Genomic DNA, 22,991 nt, shown 5'->3' on the forward strand with positions numbered 1-22,991 from the left:
TTGACGGCTGATGAGGCCAATACGCATATGGCTGAGCTTGCCGCTGACTGGAAACTGGGCGCAGACGCAAAAACGCTGAGCCGCCACTATGCGTTCAAGGGGTTTGCCAAGGCAACGTATTTGGCCAATCTTTGTGCGTGGCTTGCGGATCTACAGGGCCACCATCCGGATATCGCGTTTGGCTGGGGGTATGTAGATGTCAAATTGACGACGCACGAAATTGGCGGGCTCAGCGAGAATGATTTCATTTGGGCGGCTAAACTGGATCAACTGACCGAGTGATCCCGCGTTTCCAGGCTTTCCCGTCAGGAAAAACCCCAGCCTTTATTGACTCATGCTGCACCGGCACAATAGGAGGGGCCGGTCGGTTGCGTGCGGTGACCGGCACTGTTTTTCCCGATGGAGCTTGTCGAATAATGTCTGAACTGCGTGAAACCGCGATGTCGTCCAAGGCCTGGCCTTTCGAAGAGGCGCGCCGGGTGCTCAAACGCTATCAGAAGGGCGCTCCGGAAAAGGGGTATGTACTGTTCCAGACAGGGTATGGACCGTCGGGCCTGCCGCATATCGGAACATTTGGCGAGGTTGCCCGGACTTCGATGGTGCGTCACGCGTTTGAGCAGATCAGCGATATTCCCACCAAGCTGATTTGTTTCTCGGACGATATGGATGGTTTCCGCAAAGTGCCGACCAACGTACCAATGCAGGAAGAGTTGAAAGAAGACCTGCACTTGCCGCTGACCAAAGTGCGCGATCCGTTTGGGACGCATGAAGGGTTCGCGCAACACAACAACGCGATGCTGTGTGACTTTCTGGATAGCTTCGGGTTCCAGTATGAATTCGCTTCGGCCACCGATTACTATACCAGCGGCAAGTTTGATGAGATGCTTCTGACGGCCTTGGACCGGTTCGAGAAGATTCAGGAAATCATGCTGCCGACCCTTGGGGCCGAGCGGCGCGAGACCTATTCCTGCTTCCTGCCGATCAGCCCGAAAACCGGTCACGTTCTGCAGGTTCCCACGCTAGAGCGTAACGTGGCCAAGGGGACGATCGTCTATCAGGAGCCCGACGGTGAAAAGGTCGAAATCCCGGTCACTGGTGGCAACGTCAAGATGCAGTGGAAGCCGGATTGGGCGATGCGTTGGGCCGCGCTGGGCGTGGACTATGAGATGTCGGGCAAGGACCTGATCGACTCGGTCACGCAGTCGTCGAAAATCTGCCGGGCGCTGGGCAAACAGCCGCCCGAGTCGCTGAACTATGAGTTGTTCAATGATGAGCAGGGGCAGAAGATCTCGAAATCGAAAGGCAACGGCTTGTCGATGGAGGAGTGGCTGACCTACGCCGCGCCCGAAAGCCTTTCGTATTTCATGTACCAAAAGCCCAAGACGGCCAAGCGTCTGTATTTTGATGTTATTCCCAAAGCGGTGGATGAGTATCACCAGCAGTTGCGGGCCTATCCGGGGCAAGAATCGAAGGCGCAGTTGAACAACCCCGTTTGGCATATCCACGGCGGCGACGTTCCTGAATCAACGCTGATGGTGTCGTTTGCGATGTTGTTGAATCTTGCGTCTGTGTCCGGCGCCGAGGACAAAGAGGCGTTGTGGGGCTTTATCCATCGCTACGCGCCTGAAGCCACGGCCGAAACGCATCCTGACCTTGATCAGGCGGCAGGTTTTGCGGTTCGCTACTTCAACGATTTCGTCAAGCCAACCCGCCAACATCGTGCACCTACAGATCAAGAGCGCGAGGCGTTGGAAGCGCTTAAAGCCGCGCTTGCAGACTATGACGGTCCGATCGAAGATGAGGCGTTGCAATCCGTGGTCTATGCCATCGGGCGGGATCGGTTCGACCCTCTGCGGGGATGGTTTACCGCCCTGTACGAAGTCCTCTTGGGGGCCTCTCAAGGGCCGCGTTTTGGTGGATTTATCGCGCTGTATGGCGTGCCGGAAACGATTGCCTTGATCGACAAGGCGCTGGCCGGAGAACTGGTCTGATTTGACCTAATACCGCATGGGGCTACTCTTGGATCAGGAGGTGGCCCCATGCGCCGTATTATTCTTGCTATAGCCTTCAGCGTCGGGCTGGCGTCGGGCGGTGCCGCTCAGGATGCCGAGATCGAGGCCAATATCGCGGCCCAGATACAAGCGTTCAAAGTGGATGATTTCGTCACCGCCTTTACCTTTGCCAGCCCGAATATTCAGAACATATTTCGCACGCCCGAGAATTTCGGGGCGATGGTGCGAAATGGCTATCCGATGGTCTGGCGACCGTCCGAAGTAAGGTTTCTGGAGCTGCGCGAAGTGGCCGGAGCTTTGTGGCAGAAGGTGATGATCGTCGATGGGGATGGGCGTGCCCATATCCTTGATTATCAAATGATCCAGCTTGAAAGCGGGTGGAAGATCAACGGCGTCCAATTGCTTGGAAATTCCGACCCGTCCGCCTGATGCAACGCCTCCGTTACGGAGGCGTGACGGGCGATTAATTCCTTTCCGATACTCAGGATTTCGCGCTTGGGCATGGCTCTCGGGCACTGGGTTTATGCGCACGGTGACCTGCCGTAGCGCTAATGGGAAAGGGATTTCTATGAACAAGGCAATCACCGACGGCATCGTATTCATGCCGCCTGCTTTCGCAAATGGCCTCAATGTTTGGTCCAGCGGCGACGGAACGCCCGGATCGCCGACATATGACGGTTCAGGCACGGGCGCGTTTGTCCCCGCCGATGCGGATTTTGGAGGCTGTCTTGAAATCCTGAAGGTAAGCCCGACGCAAAAGCTGCGATATATGGGGCAAACACCGCTGCTGCCGGGCTGTTACTTGCAGATCAAGGCGCGGGTCAAAGCAATCAGTGGTCCTTTGCCCGAAGTCCGCATTGCGGCCTGGGCAGGTGGTGCTGGGGATGCCCATGTCACTGGAGTGGTCGAACAAGGTTCGGCAACGCAGCTTTCGGGCTACGGCACGGTGCACGAGGTCACGGCCATTGTGGGCACTGGCCAGCGCGCCGGTGTGGACATGCCTTGGGGTATTCAGGCGATCTACGGGCATTTCGGGCTGGATATCGAAGGCGCGAACGGTTCGGTTATCCGAGTCGACGATATCGAGATCGAGGATGTCACGGGTGTATTCCTGCGCGACATGATCAGCCTAGATCAGCCTAGTCGATGTGCGGGATTTTGGCACCGTAGGAGATGGTGTTGCTGACGACACTGACGCATTTGAGGCGGCCGACCAGGCAGCAAGCGGGCGACGCGTTTTTGTTTCCGAAGGAACGTACTTTTTGGCGCAGAGCGTGACCCTGTCGTCAGAGGTGGAATTCGAGGGCACCGTCACCATGCCTGACGACAAGATGTTGCTTTTGACCAAGAACTACAATCTGCCCGCCTACATCTCGGCGTTTGGTGATGAAGAGCTTGCTTTCAAAAAGGCGTTTCAAGCCTTGTTGAACAATTCTGACCACGAGTCCCTTGATCTTGGCGGCAGAAAAGTCGCGATCACCGGGCCAATTGATATGGCGGCGGCAGTTCCAAACAAACAAGCCGGGTTTTCAACGCGCCGGGTGATCCGCAATGGCCAATTTGATGTCAGAAACAGCTCTGCCTGGGATACCGAGACTTTCACGTCAGTGGCGACCTACAATCCATCGGATCCGACACGCCTGAGAAATGTCGCCAATGTGGCCAATATCCCGGTGGGCGCGCTGGTTCAGGGCAGCGGTGTCGGGCGCGAAATCTACGTGCGATCCAAAAACGTCGGCGCGGGCGAGATCACGCTGAACGCTCCGATTTATGACGCCTCAGGCACGCAGACATTCACCTTTGTCGACTTTAAGTACCTTCTCGATTTCAGTGGCTTCAGCACACTGCGCAAGTTTGGAGTGGAAGAGATTGAATTCCAGTGCAACGGTCGTTGCAGTGCAATTCGCCTTGCGCCGTCTGGCAGCACATTCGCCATCACCAATTGCTTTATCAGCCGCCCAAAGGACCGTGGGATTACGTCTATCGGAACCGGGTGTCAGGGCATGCTGATCGACAATTGCCAATTCCTGTCTTCCGAGGAATCCTTCAATGTTTCGGACCGCAAATCCATCGCGTTGAACGCGACAGCAAACGACATCAAGCTGCGCCACAATCGGGCGGTACGTTTTTTGCACTTTGCAGTTCTTGGGGGTACGAACAACCTTGTTCTGGGAAACCATTTCTTTCAGGGCGACAGTATTCCGCAGGGCGTCCGCACGGCTGGCCTCGTGATGATCGGCACTTATAACAGCTCGACAATTTCCGAGAATTACGTCGACAACTGCTTTGTCCAATGGACGAATGAAAGGGACGCCAATCCGGTCTACAGTGGTGGGTTCTCTTTCAGCGCCATGACCATCACGGACAATATCTTTTATTCCAGCCAAGTCGCCCCGTGGTTTAGTCCAATCGTTATTCGCCCCCATGGTTCGGGTCATTTTTTGAACGGTGTCGTGGTGACGGGCAACAAGTTCCGCTCGACCAACGGCAATATCAACCGGGCGGAGCAAGTGGATACGACCCTTGCCGATCTGAACCGTAAGGCGCATCTTAACGTCAAGTTTCAGGACAACACGTTCCATGGCGTTTCAGCAAAAGTCGAAAACCCCTTGCGGCTTCGATACTCAAAAAGCTCGACCTCGCAGGTCTGGACGATTGGTACCCAAGGGCGTCTGCCTTTTGGTGGCCGGGCACGCGGATGCGATGCCGTTACAATTATTGGGCAACTGAAGAACACGTTCGGGTCGGCGGTCTACACGACACCGTATGTCAACTTGGAGCAGGGCTCTAACGGGGACCAAATCCAACTACGATGGGCGCAAGGTGTCCGAGGTCAGGTGTCGGCAATAGTGCGCATGGAGTACTGAACCGCAATTCCACATGTGGTTCGCGGTGCACTCAGAACTCTCCCCAGATCGCAACTTTGATGCCTGTGTTATCACGGGCATCATTGCGTTCAAATCCCAGCACCCACGTTGTGGGACTGTCAGGATTGCTGACCATGACCGACGGACGCACCCGCCAATATAGGTCGTCGCCGGAACGATATGCGGTTTCGACCTGCAGCAAAGGGTCAACCCAGCGTCGCGATTTAAGGCCTGCAGTCAGATCTAGTTTTCGGATCAGGGCATTGTGGGTTCGGTATTCCAACGTGGTATCGACCGCGACCCACCCATTGCCCCAGCCGGTCTGAAAGCCTTTGCCGTAGGACAAAGTTGCCTTGTACAATGCCCACGCCCCCTTATGGCGGTGGTGCACGCCCACGCCAAATTCCGCCGCTAACCTTCCCTTTTCGCCCAAGCTGGCCAAGGGCAGGCGCGCAAATACGGTTGCGTGGCCGTAAAGGTCTCGGTTTTCCTCAAAGTCGAATCCAAGGGTGAGGTTATCTTTGTACCCCCACTCAGCGTACAGCGCGGACTTATAGTCATAACCATAGTCCCCATCTTTGAAAGCCGTGACAGATGCGGCGGTAAAGGCGCTGTCCTTCTCGCGAAGCCACGGGCCGGGCAACGCGGGGGAAGCCGACAACATAAGCAGAAGAAGGGAAACAAACCGCCACATTCGCGCAGCATCCGTTAGCATGGTTAACGGATCGTTAGGATGTATTGATTTTCAATGATTGCAGCTTTGGGCAAAAGCCAAAGGAAACCCGCGATCTTTCCGAAACCTATGTTAAGTTCAATTGGAAAAGGGAGAATCCAGATGCCGAAGATTGCAAAGAACGCAAGCGTCCAGACTGTCATTACCACTTTTGAAATGACCCCGGGTACCTGTCACGATCTGCTGGAGGCTTTGACCGACGCCTATGCGGACTTCATCTCGAAACAACCTGGTTTTGTTGCTGCGGGTTTGCATGTGAATGACGCGCAGACCAGAATCGCCAATTACTCGCAATGGGCGCGTCGCGAGGATTTTCTGGCCATGCTGCGCACCCCGGAAATGCGGGAGCGCAACCGGAAGATCAACGAATTGTGCAGAAGCTTTGAGCCGGTTATGTATGATGTCGCCGAAACATTTGGCGGATCGTGACTTAAATCAAAGCAGCACGTTCTGTTGCGACGCATCTTTATCGTAAATTGAACGGAGGTGCGCACCATGTATCACAATATTCTTGTCCCGATTTCGTTTGATGCAGAACGGGATATATCCGGCCCCCTGAAACTGGCCGAGGTGCTGGCGACGCCGGATGCGCAGGTGACCCTGCTGCATGTGGTCGAGCATATTCCCAGTTATGCGATCTCATACATGCCGCCCGAATATTTGGCCGAGGCACGAAAGGCCCTGCAGTCGGAATTGGACGATCTGGCCGCGAAGCTGCCAAATGCCAATGGTGTATTGGTCGAAGGGCATTCAGGGCGGACCATTCTTGACTGGGCCGAAGAGCATAAGCCCGATCTGATAATCATGGCCTCCCACCGACCAGGAATGCAGGACTTGCTACTTGGTTCAACGGCGAACCACGTTGTACGCCACGCAGCCTGCGCGGTTCACGTGGTGCGGTGATCGGGCCATATGTCCGATGGGGCAAGGCGCCAAGCCTTGCCGAACCCGCCGTTCAGCAGACCGTCTGAAATGCGAAACCGCACAAAGCCGAAATCGGTAAAATCAACATAGAGCTTCGACTTGGGCCGCAGCTTTAGGTAATGCGCGCGCAGGCGATCATGTTCATCCGTACCACGCGCAACAAATACCGCATTGGCGTGCAGCGTAAGCCGCGGATGGGTCAAAGGGTCTCCGGTTGGTCCCGGTGCACCCAGTAAAACTGCGCAAACGGGGTTGGCCTGCAACGCACGGGTATGATCCGCCAGTGTCGAGATCAGGGTAAACGGCGTTCCGTCTTCGTCTGCGGCAATAGCGATACGCGACACTGACGGAGCCGGCATATCTGGCCGCAAAACCGCCAGAGCGCCATAGGTTGCTCTGGCAATAAGATCGCGGGCCAACTGACGGGCCGTTTCGTCAACAGGGCGGAATGGATCGGTGTTCGACATGTCAATTCTTGCGCCTTTGGCAGGGTACGTCAGGTTTTGCGACATCTATGGCCGCGGGAACTTGGTATGACGTGCCACAGAACGAATCCACCTAATTTGAAGTATCGGCGAGGGGGCCTCGGATTCGCCGCAAATTCGATGTATCATAAGCTATGCCGCCCCGTGACCCCCACCCGCGACAGTTGTTTACAGACCCGAATACACCGGCCCGTCGCATGCGCGCCGATACCGTGCGACGACGCGCGTTGTCGCCCGTGCGCATTGCGATCATGATTTTGATGCTGCCGGTGACGACTGCGGCAATCGCGGTAACCGTTTATACGCGGACCTCTGAATTCGGCCGGGAGGAAGCCCTGTTTCACCTCATCGCTATGGCTGGTTGCCCAGCGGCCGAAGCCATCATACCCGGACCGTTCTTTGAAGGGTTGCCGGGCTATCACCGGCGCAATGACCCCGATGGCGACGGAATTGCATGTGACCCGCAATTGCAGGCGGCACCGCCCCAGGACCCGCAGACAGCACAACCGGACCCCGCTGGTCGCGCGGTTGGAAATGCAAAATTCCTTCGGCCCTAAGGTTCTGACATGACACGAGACGACTTCAACGCTTTTTGCGCGGGCCTCACGGCGACCACCCATGTTGTGCAATGGGGCAATGCGGATGTGTGGAAAGTGGGCGGCAAGGTGTTTGCGATCTGTGGCTGGAACGAGGGGCGCGACGCCTTTACTTTCAAAGCCACCGATCTGGCCTTTGAGGTGCTAAGTGATCAACCCGGCATCCGCCCCGCGCCCTATCTGGCCTCGCGCGGGATGAAGTGGCTTCAGGTCTACGAGGCACGCGGGATGAGCGATGCCTCCCTGTGCGAGCATATCGTGACCTCTTATGATCTTGTGGTGACGAAACTGACTAAGAAGGCGCGGGCGGAGTTGGGGGTTTAAGCTGCGCGGCAGTCCTGCAACATTTCGGCTCTACGCGCTGGGCTGCAACCTTGGAGTGTTAGGCTGCATACTCGGGTACGGCGCGCGGTTGAAAACACTCTGAATCCACAAGTATCAATACGGGATTTGACGCCGCCATGCTACCTTACGCGCGGCGGGATCGTTTTGGTCGCGCCCTACGGCAATTTCGCCAGACGAGGGAGGAAAGTCATGTTTGCACGTATTACTCAATTCAAAATGAAGCCAGGCACACGCGAGGCCGCGACGGCGAAAATGAACGCGTTGAAGTCAGAAATCATGGGCATGCCCGGCATGCATAGCTTTACGAATGTGATGAATGAAGACGGCTCGGGCTATGTGATCTCCGTGGTCGAGAGCGAGGCGACCTCGAACGCGAATGCCCCGAAAGTGGCAGAGCTGTGGGGCCAATTCGCCGAATTCATGGAAGGCCCGCCAACGCCTGTTGGGTATGATGTGGTTGCCCACTGGGATAAGGGCTGAACACTGACCTGAGCGAGGAACACTCGCTCGGGTTCAGACCGTTCGAGGCTTACTCTCTTAATTCATATTGCTGTGAAAACGCAATGAGAACTATGTCAGGAATGGTTGCGTTCCGGACGCTTTAAGATAGGTGCGCTCCAGCACATTCACGAAAAACCCGCACGGGGTCAGCAGCGCCGTCCAGCGAGAATGTGGCCACATGATCCTGCGTGAATGCGTAGGCTATGCGGTTGTACTCCAACCCATCAAGCACGTTTCCGAAACCCGTATTCGTGACGGTCAAAGAAGTTGCGCCGTCGGATAGAACATGGCGCGATGTAGCAATCTCGATCGGGGACGAGCCTTCAAAACGCATTGCAAACCAAGGGGCCTGTTTCCAAACAGAGTTCGTTTGGGTCACGGTGATTGAATAAAGTGGTTTCGATGGATCGTATGTGAGAAATATTTTCGCCGCGCCGGTCTCGTGCGAAAGCGTGCAAATTGGACCAACTGTTGCATCCCACGCATAGGCAGGCGTGCTAAGGATCAGTGATATCAGAATGGCTCGCATACCTTGAACCTAGCCACAGACTGCGGTTAGGCAAGGCGGTTGAAACAAACAACGCCAAGTGCTGCGACTTTGAGTTGCGTTGTTAACAGTTTAACGCTTCCGTCGCTTCACATTCCCACCTCGTTGCCCCGGTCGACCAGCCGTTGACCTCCCCCGCGATTTCACTGCGTCTTCGGACGCCTTCTCGACCGCCCACTGACGTGCCATGGGGTCGTCGGCGACGGCGAGATCGACGGCTTCCAGACGTTTGATCTCGTCCCGGATATTGGCGGCCTCTTCGAATTCCAGGTTCTCGGCGGCTTTGCGCATTTGCTCACGCAACCCGTCCAGATGGGCCTCGAGGTTGGCGCCGTGCATCGGTTTGTCGATGGTGGCGGTGACGCGGTTCATGTCCACGTCGCCGTCATAAAGCCCGGCCAAAACATCCTCGACGTTTTTCTTCACCGTCTCGGGGGTGATGCCGTGTTCCTGATTATAGGCGAGCTGTTTGGCGCGGCGGCGGTTGGTTTCGCCCAAGGCGCGCTCCATGGAGCCGGTGATCTTGTCGGCATACATGATCACCCGTCCGTCGGCGTTGCGCGCGGCACGGCCTATGGTCTGGATCAGCGAGGTTTCCGAGCGCAGGAAGCCCTCTTTGTCGGCGTCCAGAATGGCGACCAGCCCGCATTCGGGGATGTCTAGCCCCTCGCGCAGCAGGTTGATGCCGACAAGCACGTCGAACGCCCCCAGCCGCAGGTCGCGCAGGATTTCGATGCGTTCCAGCGTGTCGATGTCCGAGTGCATGTAGCGCACCTTGATGCCCTGTTCGTGCAGGTATTCGGTCAGGTCCTCGGCCATGCGTTTGGTCAGCGTGGTGACCAGTGTGCGAAAGCCGTTGGCGGCGACTTTGCGGACCTCGTCCAGCAGGTCGTCCACCTGCATGGAGACGGGGCGGATTTCGACCTCGGGGTCCAAGAGGCCGGTGGGGCGGATCACCTGTTCGGTGAAGACACCGCCGGTCTGTTCGATCTCCCACTTAGCCGGGGTGGCCGAGACAAAGACGGATTGCGGGCGCATGGCGTCCCATTCCTCGAACTTGAGGGGGCGGTTATCCATGCAGGACGGCAGGCGGAACCCGTGTTCGGCCAGCGTGAATTTGCGGCGATAGTCGCCCCGGTACATGCCACCGATCTGCGGGACCGAGACGTGGGATTCGTCGGCGAAGACGATGGCGTTGTCGGGGATGAATTCGAATAGGGTCGGGGGCGGCTCGCCCGGCGCGCGACCGGTCAGGTAGCGCGAATAGTTCTCGATCCCGTTGCAGACGCCGGTGGCTTCGAGCATTTCCAGGTCGAAATTGGTGCGCTGTTCCAGACGTTGAGCTTCGAGCAATTTGCCTTCGCCCACCAGTTGGTCCAGCCGGATGCGGAGTTCCTTTTTGATGCCGATGATCGCCTGTTGCATCGTTGGTTTCGGCGTCACGTAGTGCGAGTTTGCATAGACCCGCACCTGTTCCATCGTTGCAGCGCGTTCGCCGGTCAGGGGATCAAACTCGGTGATCTGTTCCAATTCCTCGCCGAAGAACGACAGTTTCCACGCACGGTCCTCAAGATGAGCAGGCCAAATCTCTAGCGAGTCGCCTCGTACCCGAAAGGACCCACGCTGAAACGCCTGGTCATTGCGGCGGTATTGCTGGGCGACCAAGTCAGCCATCACCTGACGCTGGTCATACTCGTGGCCGACTTTCAGATCCTGCGTCATTGCCCCATAGGTCTCGACTGAACCGATGCCGTAGATACAAGAAACCGAGGCCACGATGATAACGTCATCGCGTTCCAGCAGCGCGCGGGTGGCCGAGTGGCGCATCCGGTCGATCTGTTCGTTGATCTGCGATTCTTTCTCGATATAGGTGTCGCTGCGCGGCACGTAGGCCTCGGGCTGGTAGTAATCATAGTAACTGACGAAATACTCGACCGAGTTTTCCGGGAAGAATCCCTTGAATTCCCCATATAGCTGAGCGGCCAGCGTCTTGTTGGGCGCCAGGATGATGGCGGGGCGCTGGGTTTCCTCGATCACCTTGGCCATGGTGAAGGTCTTGCCCGTTCCGGTCGCGCCCAGCAGAACCTGATCGCGCTCGCCGTCCATAACGCCGCCCGCCAGCTCTTTGATGGCTGTGGGTTGGTCCCCTGCCGCATTGAATTCAGTGTGCATAACGAACTGTTTGCCGCCTTCCAGTTTCAGGCGCGCGCGGACGTCTTCGGCGGTCAGTTGGGTCTTGTCGGAATGGGCATAAGGCATGGGCGGGCTCCGGATCAGGTCCTTACATTTGTTCTTATTTTGTCCAACTGCAAGACCTGATCCAGATTCTAGTCTCATTACGCGGCTTGAGGCTGGGCTGAGTGTTTCGGCGGTGATGTCCCGGTTGCGCTCTGGGCAAAGCGTTGCGTTTTTTCCGTCTGCACCTCAGCTCTTTCTAGCCCAATCTGATGACAATAGTTGTCATCAGAGGCAGGGGAATGGGCGCGACAATTGCCACCTTGTCCCGGAGCGCGCTCTGACGCATAAACGTCCTCAGCCAAGCGAGTACGGAGAGGCGACATGCGCGCACGGATTTACCAGCCTGCAAGGAATGCAATGACTTCGGGAATGGCCAAGACCCGCAAGTGGGTACTGGAGTACGCTCCGGCATCCGCGCGTGAGGTTGATCCGCTGATGGGTTGGACGTCATCCAGTGACACGCAGACACAGGTGCGTTTGAAGTTCGACACCAAAGAAGAGGCGTTGGACTATGCCAAGGATAACGGCATCGACGCGCAGGTCAGCGAGCCGCACAAGCGTAAAGCAAACCTGCGATCGCGCGGCTATGGTGAGAATTTTGCCACCGACCGGCGCACTCCCTGGACACACTGAGTGATCGACATTCGGCTGGCCGACCCGACTTCACCGGCGCTGCGTCCGGTGGTTCAGGCTCATTTTGCCCACAGCAAAACAGCAGGTCCTGCTGAAAGCAATCACACGATGGATGCCGAAGGGCTGGCAGGGCCGGGTATTCGGTTTTGGGCGATGTATGACGAGGGTCAGGCCGTAGGCTGCGGTGCGTTAAAGGAGCTTCCGGATGGGACGGCCGAAGTCAAATCTGTTCATGTCCTGGCAGAGGCACGGGGGCGGGGACTGGCGCGCATTATGATGACCTGTTTGGCAGAAATCGCTCGGGCCGAGGGCGTGACTGCGTTAGTTCTGGAGACCGGAGCAGACATTCTTCCTGAATATGACGCGGCGCGAAAACTCTATGAGTCGTTAGGTTATTCCTATTGCGGGCCAATCTTTGGCTACAAAGAGGATCCGAACAGCGCCTTCATGCGCTTGGCTCTTGAACCCCGGTCATAAAAACCGCAAGAAGGGCGCAGCGGTCCCGTAGCTCAACTGGATAGAGCAGCTGACTTCTAATCAGCAGGTTGAGGGTTCGAGTCCTTCCGGGATCGCCATTTTTAGCACCCTCTGAAAAGCCACTGAAAACGGTCAGCCTGCGTATGTCCGTCTGTTGTGCCGAGCATATATTATCGGGCCAAAATGTACCTTGCGATCAGCAAAATTCCGACAATCGAGGCAATTAATATTTCGGGGTTTTGTTCGAAATATCCGACCCAATAAGACAGGTTTGTGCTACTGCCGCCACTTCGTGAACCCGAGCCCGTAAAAGTGTCCGTCGCTATTCCGTATTCAAACATTGTAACATCCTGGTACCCATAAACTGGACGACACTCTATCACAGATCGCCAAATAAATCCCGTGGGCTGGCAATTTGCGGTGGGAATTAAGCTGCGACCCTTATTGCCTCAGAGGGTAAGGGACCGGCCCGTGCCTCCTGTGTTGAAGGTATCTTTTCCGTTTTCGCGCAACGCAGAAATAAGTGCCAATCGCGTAAGACTTTCCCAACTGGCAGCCCAACCGCATGGCGGGGCTTCGCGCGAGTTATTCGTATCAATTCTTGACTAATACGTATAAATATTTACTGATACGTATAAATAGAGATTCGAAAGCGTGGCAGCAACACAGAAACAAGTGGCGGAATTGGCGAAGGTTTCGCAAGCAACGGTCTCTTTGGCGCTTAGTCCACAGGGGCGGGCGACGCTTTCAGTGGATACAATTCAGGCCGTCGAAGAGGCGGCAAGAGTGCTTGGTTACCGTGCAAACCGTTTCGCCCAGGCACTAAAGAGCGGGCGTACGCATACTATTGGCTGCGTCGTTCCCGACCTGACCAACCCTTTCTACCCGGCGTTGGTACGCGGGGTTCGCAAGGTGGTTGAAGAGAGCAATCACGATATCATCATTTATGACAGCGAAGGCGCACCGGACCGAGAGCGAAGATTTATTGATTGGGCGCAATCGGGTCGTGTAGACGGTGTCGTCGGTGCGTTTTTTAATCTTCGTGTGCCAGACCTTGAGCCACTTCTGGATTCAGGCATCGCAATTTCGCGAATTGAGATTTCTGAGAAATCCGGCGGCGCGCTTCCAGTTGACAATGTTTTTGTTGATAACAAAGCGGCGTCTGCCGCTGCGGCCAAATTCTTGATTGAAAAGGGCTATGGCCCGCTGGCAATCGTTTCTGGCCCGGGAGAGCCGAGCGCAACACGTGTCGCCGGTTTTCTTTGCGAAGCTGGCAATCGTGGATGTGACGTTAAGACTATAGAAGCGCACTCGCTTAACGAAGAGGGTGGGTTCGCCGCAACGCAGGCCCTTATTGCTGGCGCAGAGCGTCCGCGCGCGATCTTTGCAGTCAACGACTACATGGCCATTGGCGCCCTGCACGCGCTGCATACCGCAGGTTTTTCGGTGCCGGGTGACGTCGCCGTCATGGGTTTCGACGACATCCCTGTCGCGGCCCTTGCCTATCCATCATTGACAACAGTTGCGCAGCCGCAGGCTGAGCTTGGTCGGCGCGCGGCCGAGTGTCTAATGTCGCGCATCAATAGCGAGCGCAGTGGCCCGGGGGTCTCAAAGGTAGTCGAATTTACCATTGTCGAGCGTGCCTCGACATAAAACCGTAGCTGCACAGTCGCGCATTGATCGCGACTGAAGAGGGAGGAACAACCATGCAGAACACAACGATGCTTGCCGCCGCGGCAGTGCTGGGATTGGCGGTGGTGCTGCCGGCGCAAGCACAAGAGATCAGTTGGTGGTACGAAACGGCGAATCCCGAGCAGTAAAAGGCGCTTACGGAAATCCTTGAGTGAGCCTCCCCCACTGAACTGGTCCACCGTTATGTTTAGGAAACGGAGGACCACGAATGGCAAACAAGAGACCAAAGCCCGAAGAGATTGTCTCGAAGTTACGGCAGGTTGAAGTTCTGATGGGGCAAGGCATGTCCCGTCTTGATGCGATCAGGCAGATCGGCGTTGTTGAACAAACCTATTACCGCTGGAGAAAGAAGTACGGTGGAATGGGTGTAGATCAGTTGAAAGAACTCAAGCGGCTTCAGAAAGAGAACGAGCGACTGAGACGCGCGGTTTCAGATCTGACGCTGGACAAACTGATCCTGACGGAAGCCGCAAAGGGAAACTACTGAGCCCCGCTCGTCGTCGTGCCTGCATCGATCATGTTCGTAGCCATCTGAACGTTTCCGAGAGACGCGCCTGCCGCGTGCTTGGACAACACCGGTCCACGCAACGGCGTGTCCCAGAAGGTCGCGCAGACGAAGACCGATTGGTGGCCGACATGATCGAGCTGACCCGTCAATACGGTCGATATGGCTATCGCAGGATCGCTGCACTGCTGAGAGAGGCTGGCTGGTCTGTCAGTGATGGGCGGATTGAACGGCTTTGGCGACGGGAGGGGCTGAAAGTGCCAGTGAAACAACCGAAGAAAGGACGGCTCTGGCTGAACGATGGGTCGTGTGTTCGGCTACGGCCAGAGTTTCGCAACCATGTTTGGTCGTATGACTTCGTCCATTGCCGAACCGATGATGGAAAAGCCTTCCGAACGCTGAACATCCTTGATGAATACAGTAGGGAATGCTTGGCAATCAGGGTCGAGCGGAAACTGAACTCGACCGATGTAATCGACGTTCTGACGGATCTGTTCATACTTCGCGGCGTGCCGAGTTTCATACGTTCTGACAATGGGCCGGAATTTGTCGCCCAGGCTGTCCGAGACTGGATTGCTGCCGTCGGCGCCAAGACGGCTTACATCGAACCCGGCAGCCCATGGGAGAACGGATATTGTGAAAGCTTCAATGGCCGGTTCAGGGATGAGCTACTCAACGGAGAGATCTTCTACAGCTTGCGCGAAGCACAAATCCTGATCGAACAATGGAGAAAACACTACAACACAAAACGACCCCACAGTGCTCTGGGTTACCGCCCGCCAGCGCCCGAAACCATCATCCCGATGGATCACTGGCCGATGATGCACTAACAATCAACTTGGACCAGTCAGTTGAGGCTGCTCAGATTAGAAACACGCTTGGGCAAAAATTATTCTAAAGGTTCCGAGTAGTTCGACTCAAAATGAAGTTCTGGTGGAAGCCTGATATGTCGTTCCACATCGTTGCACCTATACCAAAACTGAGCATTTTGACTCTACCAGTTCGGTAGTCGGCTAAAGCCTCGACAACCTTTGATCACAGTGTCAAAATGATTTCATTGTTGCGGACTGATCTTTGTTTGAGGTTGTCATGTATAGAAAATTGCTTGGGTTAATCGCTATAATTTTGTCTTTTAACTCATTCAGCGAAACTGCATCTGCGCAGGCAATTGACGCCGTTCGGGGAAACGGCTTCAGCTTACCTGGAAGTAAAAACAAAGTAGTGTTTGTCCCAGGGATAATGGGGTCAAGCTTAACAGTAGATGGAAAAAATATCTGGGGAAGCACCAATTTTTTTGCAGAAGAGTTTTTTTATAATGAAAATCAACACGTTGAAACCAAAGTCCTCACATCTCTCAGCGCTTTTGACAGAAGAGTGAAAGAGATAGCCTATGGGCGATTTTTTTCTGAGCAGGCGAGTGATCCCGGTTCCAGAGAGTACTTCCACCCCTTTAGCTACGATTGGCGAGCCTCGAACGTACTAAGTGCCAGAACATGGAATGGGCTATCAAGGTGTTGCGTGAAGTGATCCGAACCCATTGTAACAAGTCAGAACGGGTTGTGGCGACACGGGGTAGGGCGACAGTGCATAGCCTTCGGGATACATACGCAAGCCGGATGGTTCAGCGTGGGCTTTCGATCCAACAAGTTTCGATCCTTCTAGGGCATTCGAACATTTCTCAAACAATTAAATACGCTCAACTTGAAACGGTTGATGTGGTTGCTCAGGCACGGATGGCCTTGGATGTTTGACCCACAGTTTTAGTACAAAAACCCGCACAGTATGTGCGGACCATACCTGAAAGGGGGGAAATTGGCCCGCAAGTGTCAGTAAATAAGGGGAAAATGTGATGGTGGGTGATGAGAGACTCGAACTCCCGACATCTTCGGTGTAAACGAAGCGCTCTATCCTAATCCGCCCGTGCAACAAGGCGCTGTTTTCCACTGCCGCAACCAGCACTATCTTGGATAGATGTCTAGTGTTGTCAGTGGCTTGAAGGTTGCACAATCTTCCCGGCGGTTCAATAGCACATGACAGCTTTCTGCAATCGGGTGTATTGCTGATCGAACTAAAACAGAGAATTGCTGCAGCGGAGGCGCAGCGCTGCATGCCCCGCCGCAGGGGCCATGGGGGCAATTGTCACACTGCGATCCTTAGATAGGGGCTTCAAAAAATGTGTCGCAAATTCTCGTCGGCCCGCACTTGTTACGTAGTGGTTAAGCAGTCCAAGTAATTGCAACGTAATTATGCACCAAGGCGGAACTTGGTCGGTGTCATTCCGGTTTGACCTCGGAAAAAGCGAGTGAAATGGGACTTGTCAGAGTAGCCGAGCATCAGACCAATCTCCGCAATTGTCATCTTCTCATCTCTGAGCTGCTCTTTGGCGACATCGATACGTAGCCGTTTGATCTCCCGGGGCAACGTCGTGCCTTGTTGTTGAAGCGCTTTCAGAAACCGTTCCGGCTGTATCCCCAGAAATCCGGCCACCACCTCTGGCCCCAGTTCGGTTTCATCCAGCTTGTCGCGTAAGACGGATCGCAAAGCGGCCACCACAGTCACTTCTTCATCTTGTCGAGCCGAGGCAACGGGTTTGGCAGAGCCCTCAGAGGAATGGTGCAGAAACAACCATTCCACCGGAAAACTAATTTGCATTCCGGGATCGGTTCCCAACCCAACTTCGATCCCTTTGTAGTCGATAGGCAAACCATTGATGTATCTGCTTTCCCATCGCACAAGTGAAGAATCCCAGGAATCGCCGACGACGGTCTGCAAGAGGCGTACATAGATTGCGGCACCAAAACCGGTCACCTGAATGGGTGGGACAGTTGGGTCTTGTTGCCTCTCGATACGATAAGTCGCTTTGTCTGCTTCAATGACAAGGCTGTGCCGCACAGAATTGGACTCCTGCGGTACTAGCCCCACGAAACGGGCAAAAAACTCGAACAGTGACTTTGTTGATTGCAAGGCTTGAGCAAACGGAGGCCATTCCTGCAGGTCAAAAGTTTCTCCTACATTCAGGCCAAGGTATCGATCCCCTGATAAGTCTGAGAAGGCATTTAACAGACCGTAGACCAGCTCTGAGTGGACATAGACAGATGGTTCAGACAACAGTTCAGCTTTCAAGCCGACCTGATCCAAGGCTGGTTGCGGATCGATCTCGCGGTCGGTGAGATACTGCAGAAACGGAGCTGCCAACGCGAGGCGAATGAACCCTTCGCTATGCTCTTGAGAGGTGGAGTGGAACGGCAATCTCGTCACCCTTTCAGGATCAAATGCTGTGATCAGTGGCCATTTTTGCAGTCACATTCGAACATCCTAATGCGAAACTGGCAACCGAGGCAAAACTTTCCGGGCTACAGTTGGCGAAACATGAATATGAAGGGAGTACTTATGTCCGGTCTGCGAATGTCTCTTTGCTCGGCGTCAATTGTCGCTGCAGGTCTCTTTGTTGCAACGTCTGCACAAGCTCAGGATCAAGAAGAACCCCAAACGCTGTTTACCAACGTGCATGTCTTCGACGGTGTGAATGAACAGCGTATCGAAAATGCCAGCGTTCTGATCGAAGGCAACCTGATCAAGGCCGTCTCAACAGATGCGATTGATGCCCCCAATGCGGAGGTGATCGATGGCGGCGGTAGGACACTCACACCTGGCTTCATCGAGCTTCACGCACACCTCATGCTCATGGGACCGTCTATCGCTTCCATGGAAACGAACTCGACCTGGGAGGATTTTGGCATCCATGGAACCAGGATGGCCGAGATGTACCTGATGCAAGGATTTACGACTGTAAGAGATGCTGGCGGCGCCAACGGCGGTCTGCGGAGGGCCATCGACGCCGGACAGATCGTCGGTCCACGTCACTATGCGTCAGGCGCGTTCCTCGGGACACGCGGCGGCCACGCTGACTTCGCATCCTTCACCTCGCCGCCGGGCGGACAGACCAACTTCGGTAATCTGAACATGGCGCAACAGGTCAGCGGTGTCGATGATGTCTACTTGTATGGTCGTAATAACATGCGCATGGGGGCGACACAGCTGAAATTCATGCAGTCGGGTGGGGTGATCTCGGCCTTTGACCCATGGCAGTTGCTCGCCGGCTCCAAGGAAGAAATCGAAGCTGCCGTTCAGGTTGCCAACGAATACGGCACCTATGTCATGGCGCATTCTTATCGCAAGGAAGCAATCATGAACGCCCTTGAGGCCGGTGTAATGTCCATTGAACACGGCTTCTCCTTCGATTGCGAGATTGCCGAGATTATGAACGAGAAAGGGGCTTACATAACGACCAACCTCACGGCTTTTGATCCGGGTTTGTTGGATATTCCATCGGTCAAGAACGAGCCCAAGAGCCTCGCGAAAGCGATATCGGCGTCCGCGACTTTCGCGAACTACATTCCGAATATGAAGGAATGCCCTGTAAAACGCGGCTTTCAGACCGATTGCGTGGGATCAGTGGAAGCCTGCAACATCCAGATTGCTTATGAAAAACATCTCAATAACGAGTTCTTCGGACCGTACCAGTCGATGGTGACGCTTACGTCAATCGGCGGTGAGGTCGTAGCATTGTCAGGCGATTTCTCGAACCCTTACACGGCTGGCAAGCTCGGTGTGATCGAGGAAGGCGCCTATGCGGATATCCTGCTGATCGACGGTAACCCGCTCGAAGATTTCTCGGTGGTTGGTACGGGTGATCAATGGTTTGGGGCTGACCCGAGGCCTGAAAGCCCTGATACGATTCGACTGATCATGAAAGATGGCGTTATCTACAAAAACACACTGAATTGACCTGCCTAAGTAGCCGGAGAGAATTTATGCACCATTGGTTCCGCTGGGTAGTATTCGCAGGGTTTTTATGGTGTGGGCATTCTGCGTTGGCAACGCCTGAAACCGCATTGGATTGGACCGACTTGCCAGACCCATCTGCGCAGGTCTTTGAAGACCCCTACCGTGATCTTAGCCCTGAACAATTTGACGATGTTCTTTACGTCGTTCGATTGCGTGGCAGGCTGCAGCAGGATGGTGGTAGCGAAGAAGAGCGGCAAAAGTGGCAAATGCTTTTGACCGAGACTGAGGATGCCTTGGCATCTGATGGAATTGACGTCGACTGGCTGCTCGATCAGCGTGAAGTTGTGATGGAACGTCGGAGAAAGGCTGGGATGAACGGAAACCCACAATTCGATGGTCAATCAATCACACTGGCGGGCTTTGCCATTCCTGCTCCGAATGATCCGGACGGGCGGCCTGTTGCGTATTTGGTGCCGGAACGCGGGATGTGCAGCCACATGCCGCCACCTCCGCCCAACCAAATGATCCGTGTTCGGTTGAATGGGGATTGGGCGCCCAGCTATTTCCACGAACCCGTTCGGCTGACGGGCACGCTAACAATCGATCCGTCTGTTCAGAACATGATGGTTGTGGACGGCCTCATGCCTATGAATGCGACTTTTCAGTTAGAGACGGAACGTGTCGAAACTCTGGAAACCGAGGCAGACAGGCTGGAATGGAAGCAGCGTGCCGCCGATCGCATCCGGGCGGCGGGAAATCGCAAGACCGGCGGGGCAAAGGCATCTGAATGATAAGACTTCTGGTTGCCGCATTGAGCATTTCCTTCGCTGGTGTAGCGTCGGCTCAAGGTCTGTCCGGGCCCTCTTCGGTCGAAGCTGATCTAGAGCCCGGAGATGGACTAACCGACCCTCAATATCGTTCCGATTTTCCACGCAACATCGCACCGGGTTGGTTTCAATGGAAAGACCGACTGGCTGAGGGCGGGTTTCGGTTCAACATTGATTACTTGGCATTGGGCCAATCCACGAACGCTGATCTGGGAACCGGCGACGCGGCCAGCGGAATTGCGCGCTTCTACGGTAGTTGGCAGGCAACTGAACGGGGTTCCCTGACATTCAAGATTGAAGACCGGCACAGTTACACGGACGTTGCTCCGCAGTTTCTCGGTCTGGATGGCGGAGCCCTTTCAATCACGGGAACGGCCTTCAACGATAATGGTCTGCTGCTGACCAACCTTTTCTGGACCCAAAGGGCCGAGAACGGTTCGTGGACGCTCCAAGTCGGGCAGATTGATGTAACGGACTTTGTGGATATCTATGGGTTGGTAAGCCCCTACAGTGGTTTCCAAAACCTGTCTTTCAATACCAACCCGACAGTTAACACGCCCAACCAAGGCCTTGGTGTTGCCGGTGGGGTAAAGCTGAGCGAGAACCTTTACGCCGTTGCCAGCGTCTCAGACGCAAACGCCGACCCGTCTGATCCAAACTTTGATGTGTTTAGCGACGGCAAACTCTTCAAATCACTCGAATTTGGTTACACCTCCGGCTTTGATCGCATCTACTTCGACAATATCCATTTGACCCTCTGGCATGCGGATGCGGCTGACGATGGCAGTCGAGCGGAAGATTACGGCGCTGCGTTCTCTGCCGCATGGTTTGTTGACAATAAGTGGATGCCGTTCTTTCGGGCTGGGGCCTCAAAGGGGACCGCAGCGCTTTATGACCGGTCCGTCTCTGCAGGTCTGGGCTACTATGGTCGCAATACCGATTTGGCCGGGTTGGGCCTGAACTGGGCCGAGGCAAGAGGAATAGACGGTGAGCAGTTCACGCTCGAAGCATTCTACCGTTTTTCAATCTCGCCCGGACTGCAGATCACGCCATCACTGCAGTTCATTTCTGACCCGCTGCTGAACCCCACTCAGGATAGCATTACGCTCTTCGGTCTAAGAACCCGGATCGTTTTCTGACGGGTTCGAATGTGGCGCTAAAAACAAAGCAGTTAGGGAGGTTCTGTCATGAAGACCATGTTGGCCGTAAGCGCTATCGCGATCACTCTAGGTTGCGCACTACACGCGAGCGAGGAAAGCAAGACTTGGGATGCATCAGAAGAGGCGAAGCAATTCGTACAAGACACCATCGTCCTCGGCATGTTGGCCAGCCCCTACGGCACTGGTTGGACCGACTACGACCAGCTTCATACTTACTTCGCGCGCGCTCGGGACAACAGCATTACGGGACACGAGATGACCCTGGCTGCTGCGGATATGTCGTTTGAAACCCTGCTAGAGCAGCACTATCACTTTCGCTCAGCCATGGCGCAGCAACCGGAAAACTACCTGATCGTCAATGAAACCCGAGATATCGAAGCCGCCCATATACAAGGCAAGACGGCCGTCATCTGGAACAGCCAAACCGCCACAATCCTGAACGGCGATCTTAAGAAAATGGCATTGCTAAAGGATATGGGGATCAAAAGTATGATCCTGGCTTACAATGACATTTTCAGAACCGGATCGGGGCAGTTGGCGGCCTATAACGGGCGCGACATTGGTCTGACGCCTTGGGGGAAGTCGGTCATCGATGAAATGGTGCGGTTCGGTATTCTGCTCGACCTAAGCCACACGGGTTCAAAAACGGCCAACGACGCCATGGACTACATGGATGAAAACTATCCCGGCGTGCCATATGTCTATACGCACTCTGTCCCAGCTGGGCTCTATGCGAACGAACCCAATGCCACGACACGCGGTTGTTATCGGGCCATTCCCGACGACGAGGCGCTGCGTGCTGCCAAATCGGGCGGCTATATTTCTCCGACCTTCACCGAATGGATGATGGACGGAGTTTGGCCCGAGGATATCTCACCCGAGCAAGCTGCTGATATGATCGACTACTATGTCCAACTTGTGGGGGTCGACCATGTTGGGATCGCTACGGACGACATGTTCTCGACTGAACTAGTCGTACAGTTCGCAACTGCTAACGCGAGCATGTACGACGACGGCGGCTACATGATCGATGCGTTCAACAAAGGGGCCACTGGCAACGGTGAACTTGCCAAAATCCTTGCGGCGATTACCGATGACCTTTGGGCGAGGGGTTATTCCAATGAGGACCTTGCGAAGATTTATGGCGGTAACAAGATGCGAGTTTATGCGCAGGTTTGGGAGGGCAAACCACCCGAACTATTCCTGAAAGAGTACCCCGAGCGTCTGCGCCTAAGGCAAGAACTACGTGATGGGTTCTATTCGCGTTAGATTATTGGGAGCTTACCGAAAGAAGACAGATTACATCCCGCACGGGCGAGGCTTACGCCCCGCCCTTTGCTAAGTTGTCCCGCTTCCAAAGTGGTTGCAGATTGCTGTAGTGACAAAGTTCGATGAGTTGCTCCAAAGACCGTGCAGCCGAAAGTGGCACTATGTGGTCCACTTCCCATTGACCATACCGATCCCATGTCATGCCGTCTGTGAACCGGGCCTCAATGTGCTGTTTCAAGTCCTCCTGAGAGCAGCTAACCGAATTAGAGGGGCTCGCCCGCCCCATCAGTACTTGTCCCGACCGGTTTAGTACCGACCTGTACATCCGGTAAGATGGGTCGACTGCTCGACACCTCCGATCTCGCTGCGCCGTTTGCTCTGCATTGCACTGC

23 protein-coding genes, 1 tRNA gene and 1 pseudogene are annotated in these 22,991 nt (G+C 55.0%); 20 read left to right on the plus strand and 5 right to left on the minus strand.

Annotated elements, in window-relative coordinates:
* The 4 genes and pseudogenes from ACT2B1_RS04065 (at position 1) to ACT2B1_RS04080 (ending at position 4,879) form a co-directional block, all read left to right on the plus strand.
* A complete protein-coding gene (locus ACT2B1_RS04065) occupies positions 1–282 on the plus strand; it encodes a 4a-hydroxytetrahydrobiopterin dehydratase (protein ID WP_481668605.1) in 282 nt (93 codons plus the stop codon).
* A gap of 134 nt (positions 283–416) precedes the next feature.
* Complete coding sequence (locus ACT2B1_RS04070; RefSeq protein WP_171239837.1) at positions 417–1,991, plus strand: lysine--tRNA ligase; 1,575 nt, start codon at positions 417–419, stop codon at positions 1,989–1,991.
* A 48-nt stretch (positions 1,992–2,039) separates the two neighbouring features.
* Positions 2,040–2,441 carry a DUF4864 domain-containing protein gene (locus tag ACT2B1_RS04075; protein WP_171239836.1) on the plus strand — a complete coding sequence of 134 codons (402 nt, stop codon included), beginning with the start codon at positions 2,040–2,042 and terminating at the stop codon, positions 2,439–2,441.
* A gap of 139 nt (positions 2,442–2,580) precedes the next feature.
* Positions 2,581–4,879 (plus strand): annotated as a pseudogene (locus ACT2B1_RS04080) (glycosyl hydrolase family 28-related protein).
* 31 nt (positions 4,880–4,910) lie between these two features.
* Here the strand turns inward: ACT2B1_RS04080 and ACT2B1_RS04085 are convergent.
* Complete coding sequence (locus ACT2B1_RS04085; RefSeq protein ID WP_481668606.1) at positions 4,911–5,573, minus strand: hypothetical protein; 663 nt, start codon at positions 5,571–5,573, stop codon at positions 4,911–4,913.
* A 141-nt stretch (positions 5,574–5,714) separates the two neighbouring features.
* On the opposite strand from ACT2B1_RS04085, the gene ACT2B1_RS04090 reads away from it, so the two are divergent.
* Both ACT2B1_RS04090 and ACT2B1_RS04095 read left to right on the plus strand, forming a co-directional pair.
* Entirely contained in the window at positions 5,715–6,041 is a 327-nt protein-coding gene (locus tag ACT2B1_RS04090; protein ID WP_171122419.1) for an antibiotic biosynthesis monooxygenase family protein, read from the plus strand.
* A gap of 66 nt (positions 6,042–6,107) precedes the next feature.
* Positions 6,108–6,515, plus strand: a complete 408-nt coding sequence (locus ACT2B1_RS04095; protein ID WP_171122417.1) for a universal stress protein — start codon at positions 6,108–6,110, stop codon at positions 6,513–6,515.
* Here ACT2B1_RS04095 and ACT2B1_RS04100 read toward each other — a convergent pair.
* The gene (locus tag ACT2B1_RS04100) at positions 6,500–7,003 is read right to left on the minus strand and encodes a HugZ family pyridoxamine 5'-phosphate oxidase (RefSeq protein ID WP_171239827.1); all 504 of its coding nucleotides are present in this window, start codon (positions 7,001–7,003) and stop codon (positions 6,500–6,502) included. The genes ACT2B1_RS04095 and ACT2B1_RS04100 overlap by 16 nt on opposite strands.
* 278 nt (positions 7,004–7,281) lie before the next feature.
* Between ACT2B1_RS04100 and ACT2B1_RS04105 the strand changes: the two genes are divergently transcribed.
* The 3 genes from ACT2B1_RS04105 to ACT2B1_RS04115 all read left to right on the plus strand — a co-directional run bounded on the left by ACT2B1_RS04105 (position 7,282) and on the right by ACT2B1_RS04115 (position 8,442).
* The gene (locus ACT2B1_RS04105) at positions 7,282–7,578 is read left to right on the plus strand and encodes an excalibur calcium-binding domain-containing protein (protein WP_481668999.1); all 297 of its coding nucleotides are present in this window, start codon (positions 7,282–7,284) and stop codon (positions 7,576–7,578) included.
* Positions 7,579–7,587: 9 nt separating this feature from the next.
* The gene (locus ACT2B1_RS04110; protein WP_171122411.1) at positions 7,588–7,941 is read left to right on the plus strand and encodes an MmcQ/YjbR family DNA-binding protein; all 354 of its coding nucleotides are present in this window, start codon (positions 7,588–7,590) and stop codon (positions 7,939–7,941) included.
* Between the two features lie 210 nt (positions 7,942–8,151).
* Positions 8,152–8,442, plus strand: coding sequence for an antibiotic biosynthesis monooxygenase family protein (locus ACT2B1_RS04115; protein WP_171122409.1), 291 nt, complete (start codon positions 8,152–8,154; stop codon positions 8,440–8,442).
* 121 nt (positions 8,443–8,563) lie between these two features.
* Here the strand turns inward: ACT2B1_RS04115 and ACT2B1_RS04120 are convergent, their stop codons facing one another.
* Positions 8,564–8,992: a hypothetical protein gene (locus ACT2B1_RS04120; RefSeq protein ID WP_171122407.1), complete on the minus strand. Its 429-nt coding sequence runs from the start codon at positions 8,990–8,992 to the stop codon at positions 8,564–8,566.
* Between the two features lie 90 nt (positions 8,993–9,082).
* Positions 9,083–11,269 carry an excinuclease ABC subunit UvrB gene (uvrB, locus tag ACT2B1_RS04125; RefSeq protein WP_481668607.1) on the minus strand — a complete coding sequence of 729 codons (2,187 nt, stop codon included), beginning with the start codon at positions 11,267–11,269 and terminating at the stop codon, positions 9,083–9,085.
* A gap of 300 nt (positions 11,270–11,569) precedes the next feature.
* On the opposite strand from uvrB, the gene ACT2B1_RS04130 reads away from it, so the two are divergent.
* The 7 genes from ACT2B1_RS04130 to ACT2B1_RS04160 all read left to right on the plus strand — a co-directional run bounded on the left by ACT2B1_RS04130 (position 11,570) and on the right by ACT2B1_RS04160 (position 16,306).
* Entirely contained in the window at positions 11,570–11,881 is a 312-nt protein-coding gene (locus ACT2B1_RS04130; RefSeq protein ID WP_171122403.1) for an ETC complex I subunit, read from the plus strand.
* Positions 11,882–12,358 carry a GNAT family N-acetyltransferase gene (locus tag ACT2B1_RS04135; RefSeq protein ID WP_481668608.1) on the plus strand — a complete coding sequence of 159 codons (477 nt, stop codon included), beginning with the start codon at positions 11,882–11,884 and terminating at the stop codon, positions 12,356–12,358. It abuts the gene before it with no gap.
* A 21-nt stretch (positions 12,359–12,379) separates the two neighbouring features.
* Positions 12,380–12,456, plus strand: a tRNA-Arg gene (locus ACT2B1_RS04140).
* Between the two features lie 556 nt (positions 12,457–13,012).
* Positions 13,013–14,011, plus strand: a complete 999-nt coding sequence (locus tag ACT2B1_RS04145) for a LacI family DNA-binding transcriptional regulator (RefSeq protein ID WP_481668609.1) — start codon at positions 13,013–13,015, stop codon at positions 14,009–14,011.
* 247 nt (positions 14,012–14,258) lie between these two features.
* A protein-coding gene (locus ACT2B1_RS04150) for an IS3 family transposase (RefSeq protein ID WP_481667660.1) occupies positions 14,259–15,385 on the plus strand; the annotation gives its coding sequence in 2 pieces (ribosomal slippage) (positions 14,259–14,523 and positions 14,523–15,385; 1,128 coding nt in all).
* Positions 15,386–15,644: 259 nt separating this feature from the next.
* On the plus strand, positions 15,645–16,082 hold the full coding sequence (locus tag ACT2B1_RS04155) for a hypothetical protein (RefSeq protein WP_481668610.1): 438 nt from the start codon (positions 15,645–15,647) through the stop codon (positions 16,080–16,082).
* Positions 16,049–16,306, plus strand: coding sequence for a site-specific integrase (locus ACT2B1_RS04160; protein WP_481668611.1), 258 nt, complete (start codon positions 16,049–16,051; stop codon positions 16,304–16,306). The genes ACT2B1_RS04155 and ACT2B1_RS04160 overlap by 34 nt, the downstream gene beginning before the upstream one ends.
* Before the next feature lie 493 nt (positions 16,307–16,799).
* Here ACT2B1_RS04160 and ACT2B1_RS04165 read toward each other — a convergent pair whose 3' ends face one another.
* Positions 16,800–17,804 carry an AraC family transcriptional regulator gene (locus ACT2B1_RS04165; protein ID WP_481668612.1) on the minus strand — a complete coding sequence of 335 codons (1,005 nt, stop codon included), beginning with the start codon at positions 17,802–17,804 and terminating at the stop codon, positions 16,800–16,802.
* Positions 17,805–17,945: 141 nt separating this feature from the next.
* Here ACT2B1_RS04165 and ACT2B1_RS04170 point away from each other — a divergent pair, with 141 nt between their 5' ends.
* From ACT2B1_RS04170 to ACT2B1_RS04185, 4 genes are read left to right on the plus strand one after another with little or no spacing between them, the layout of a single operon-like run.
* Positions 17,946–19,343, plus strand: coding sequence for an amidohydrolase family protein (locus ACT2B1_RS04170; protein WP_170464209.1), 1,398 nt, complete (start codon positions 17,946–17,948; stop codon positions 19,341–19,343).
* A 26-nt stretch (positions 19,344–19,369) separates the two neighbouring features.
* Positions 19,370–20,134, plus strand: coding sequence for a DUF3299 domain-containing protein (locus tag ACT2B1_RS04175; RefSeq protein ID WP_481668613.1), 765 nt, complete (start codon positions 19,370–19,372; stop codon positions 20,132–20,134).
* Positions 20,131–21,309, plus strand: a complete 1,179-nt coding sequence (locus tag ACT2B1_RS04180; RefSeq protein ID WP_481668614.1) for a carbohydrate porin — start codon at positions 20,131–20,133, stop codon at positions 21,307–21,309. The genes ACT2B1_RS04175 and ACT2B1_RS04180 overlap by 4 nt, the downstream gene beginning before the upstream one ends.
* 48 nt (positions 21,310–21,357) lie before the next feature.
* A complete protein-coding gene (locus ACT2B1_RS04185; protein ID WP_481668615.1) occupies positions 21,358–22,599 on the plus strand; it encodes a membrane dipeptidase in 1,242 nt (413 codons plus the stop codon).
* Positions 22,600–22,991: the final 392 nt, after the last annotated feature.

The organism is Ruegeria sp. S263 (assembly GCF_056780525.1).

Bases quoted from the DNA above. Each gene is read 5' to 3' on its own strand.
- ACT2B1_RS04070 (WP_171239837.1), top strand. From the start codon at position 417: ATGTCTGAACTGCGTGAAACCGCGATGTCGTCCAAGGCCTGGCCTTTC.
- ACT2B1_RS04075 (WP_171239836.1), top strand. From the start codon at position 2,040: ATGCGCCGTATTATTCTTGCTATAGCCTTCAGCGTCGGGCTGGCGTCG.
- ACT2B1_RS04085 (WP_481668606.1), bottom strand. From the start codon at position 5,573: ATGTGGCGGTTTGTTTCCCTTCTTCTGCTTATGTTGTCGGCTTCCCCC.
- ACT2B1_RS04090 (WP_171122419.1), top strand. From the start codon at position 5,715: ATGCCGAAGATTGCAAAGAACGCAAGCGTCCAGACTGTCATTACCACT.
- ACT2B1_RS04095 (WP_171122417.1), top strand. From the start codon at position 6,108: ATGTATCACAATATTCTTGTCCCGATTTCGTTTGATGCAGAACGGGAT.
- ACT2B1_RS04100 (WP_171239827.1), bottom strand. From the start codon at position 7,003: ATGTCGAACACCGATCCATTCCGCCCTGTTGACGAAACGGCCCGTCAG.
- ACT2B1_RS04105 (WP_481668999.1), top strand. From the start codon at position 7,282: ATGCTGCCGGTGACGACTGCGGCAATCGCGGTAACCGTTTATACGCGG.
- ACT2B1_RS04110 (WP_171122411.1), top strand. From the start codon at position 7,588: ATGACACGAGACGACTTCAACGCTTTTTGCGCGGGCCTCACGGCGACC.
- ACT2B1_RS04115 (WP_171122409.1), top strand. From the start codon at position 8,152: ATGTTTGCACGTATTACTCAATTCAAAATGAAGCCAGGCACACGCGAG.
- ACT2B1_RS04120 (WP_171122407.1), bottom strand. From the start codon at position 8,992: ATGCGAGCCATTCTGATATCACTGATCCTTAGCACGCCTGCCTATGCG.
- uvrB (WP_481668607.1), bottom strand. From the start codon at position 11,269: ATGCCTTATGCCCATTCCGACAAGACCCAACTGACCGCCGAAGACGTC.
- ACT2B1_RS04130 (WP_171122403.1), top strand. From the start codon at position 11,570: ATGCGCGCACGGATTTACCAGCCTGCAAGGAATGCAATGACTTCGGGA.
- ACT2B1_RS04155 (WP_481668610.1), top strand. From the start codon at position 15,645: ATGTATAGAAAATTGCTTGGGTTAATCGCTATAATTTTGTCTTTTAAC.
- ACT2B1_RS04160 (WP_481668611.1), top strand. From the start codon at position 16,049: ATGGAATGGGCTATCAAGGTGTTGCGTGAAGTGATCCGAACCCATTGT.
- ACT2B1_RS04170 (WP_170464209.1), top strand. From the start codon at position 17,946: ATGTCCGGTCTGCGAATGTCTCTTTGCTCGGCGTCAATTGTCGCTGCA.
- ACT2B1_RS04175 (WP_481668613.1), top strand. From the start codon at position 19,370: ATGCACCATTGGTTCCGCTGGGTAGTATTCGCAGGGTTTTTATGGTGT.
- ACT2B1_RS04180 (WP_481668614.1), top strand. From the start codon at position 20,131: ATGATAAGACTTCTGGTTGCCGCATTGAGCATTTCCTTCGCTGGTGTA.
- ACT2B1_RS04185 (WP_481668615.1), top strand. From the start codon at position 21,358: ATGAAGACCATGTTGGCCGTAAGCGCTATCGCGATCACTCTAGGTTGC.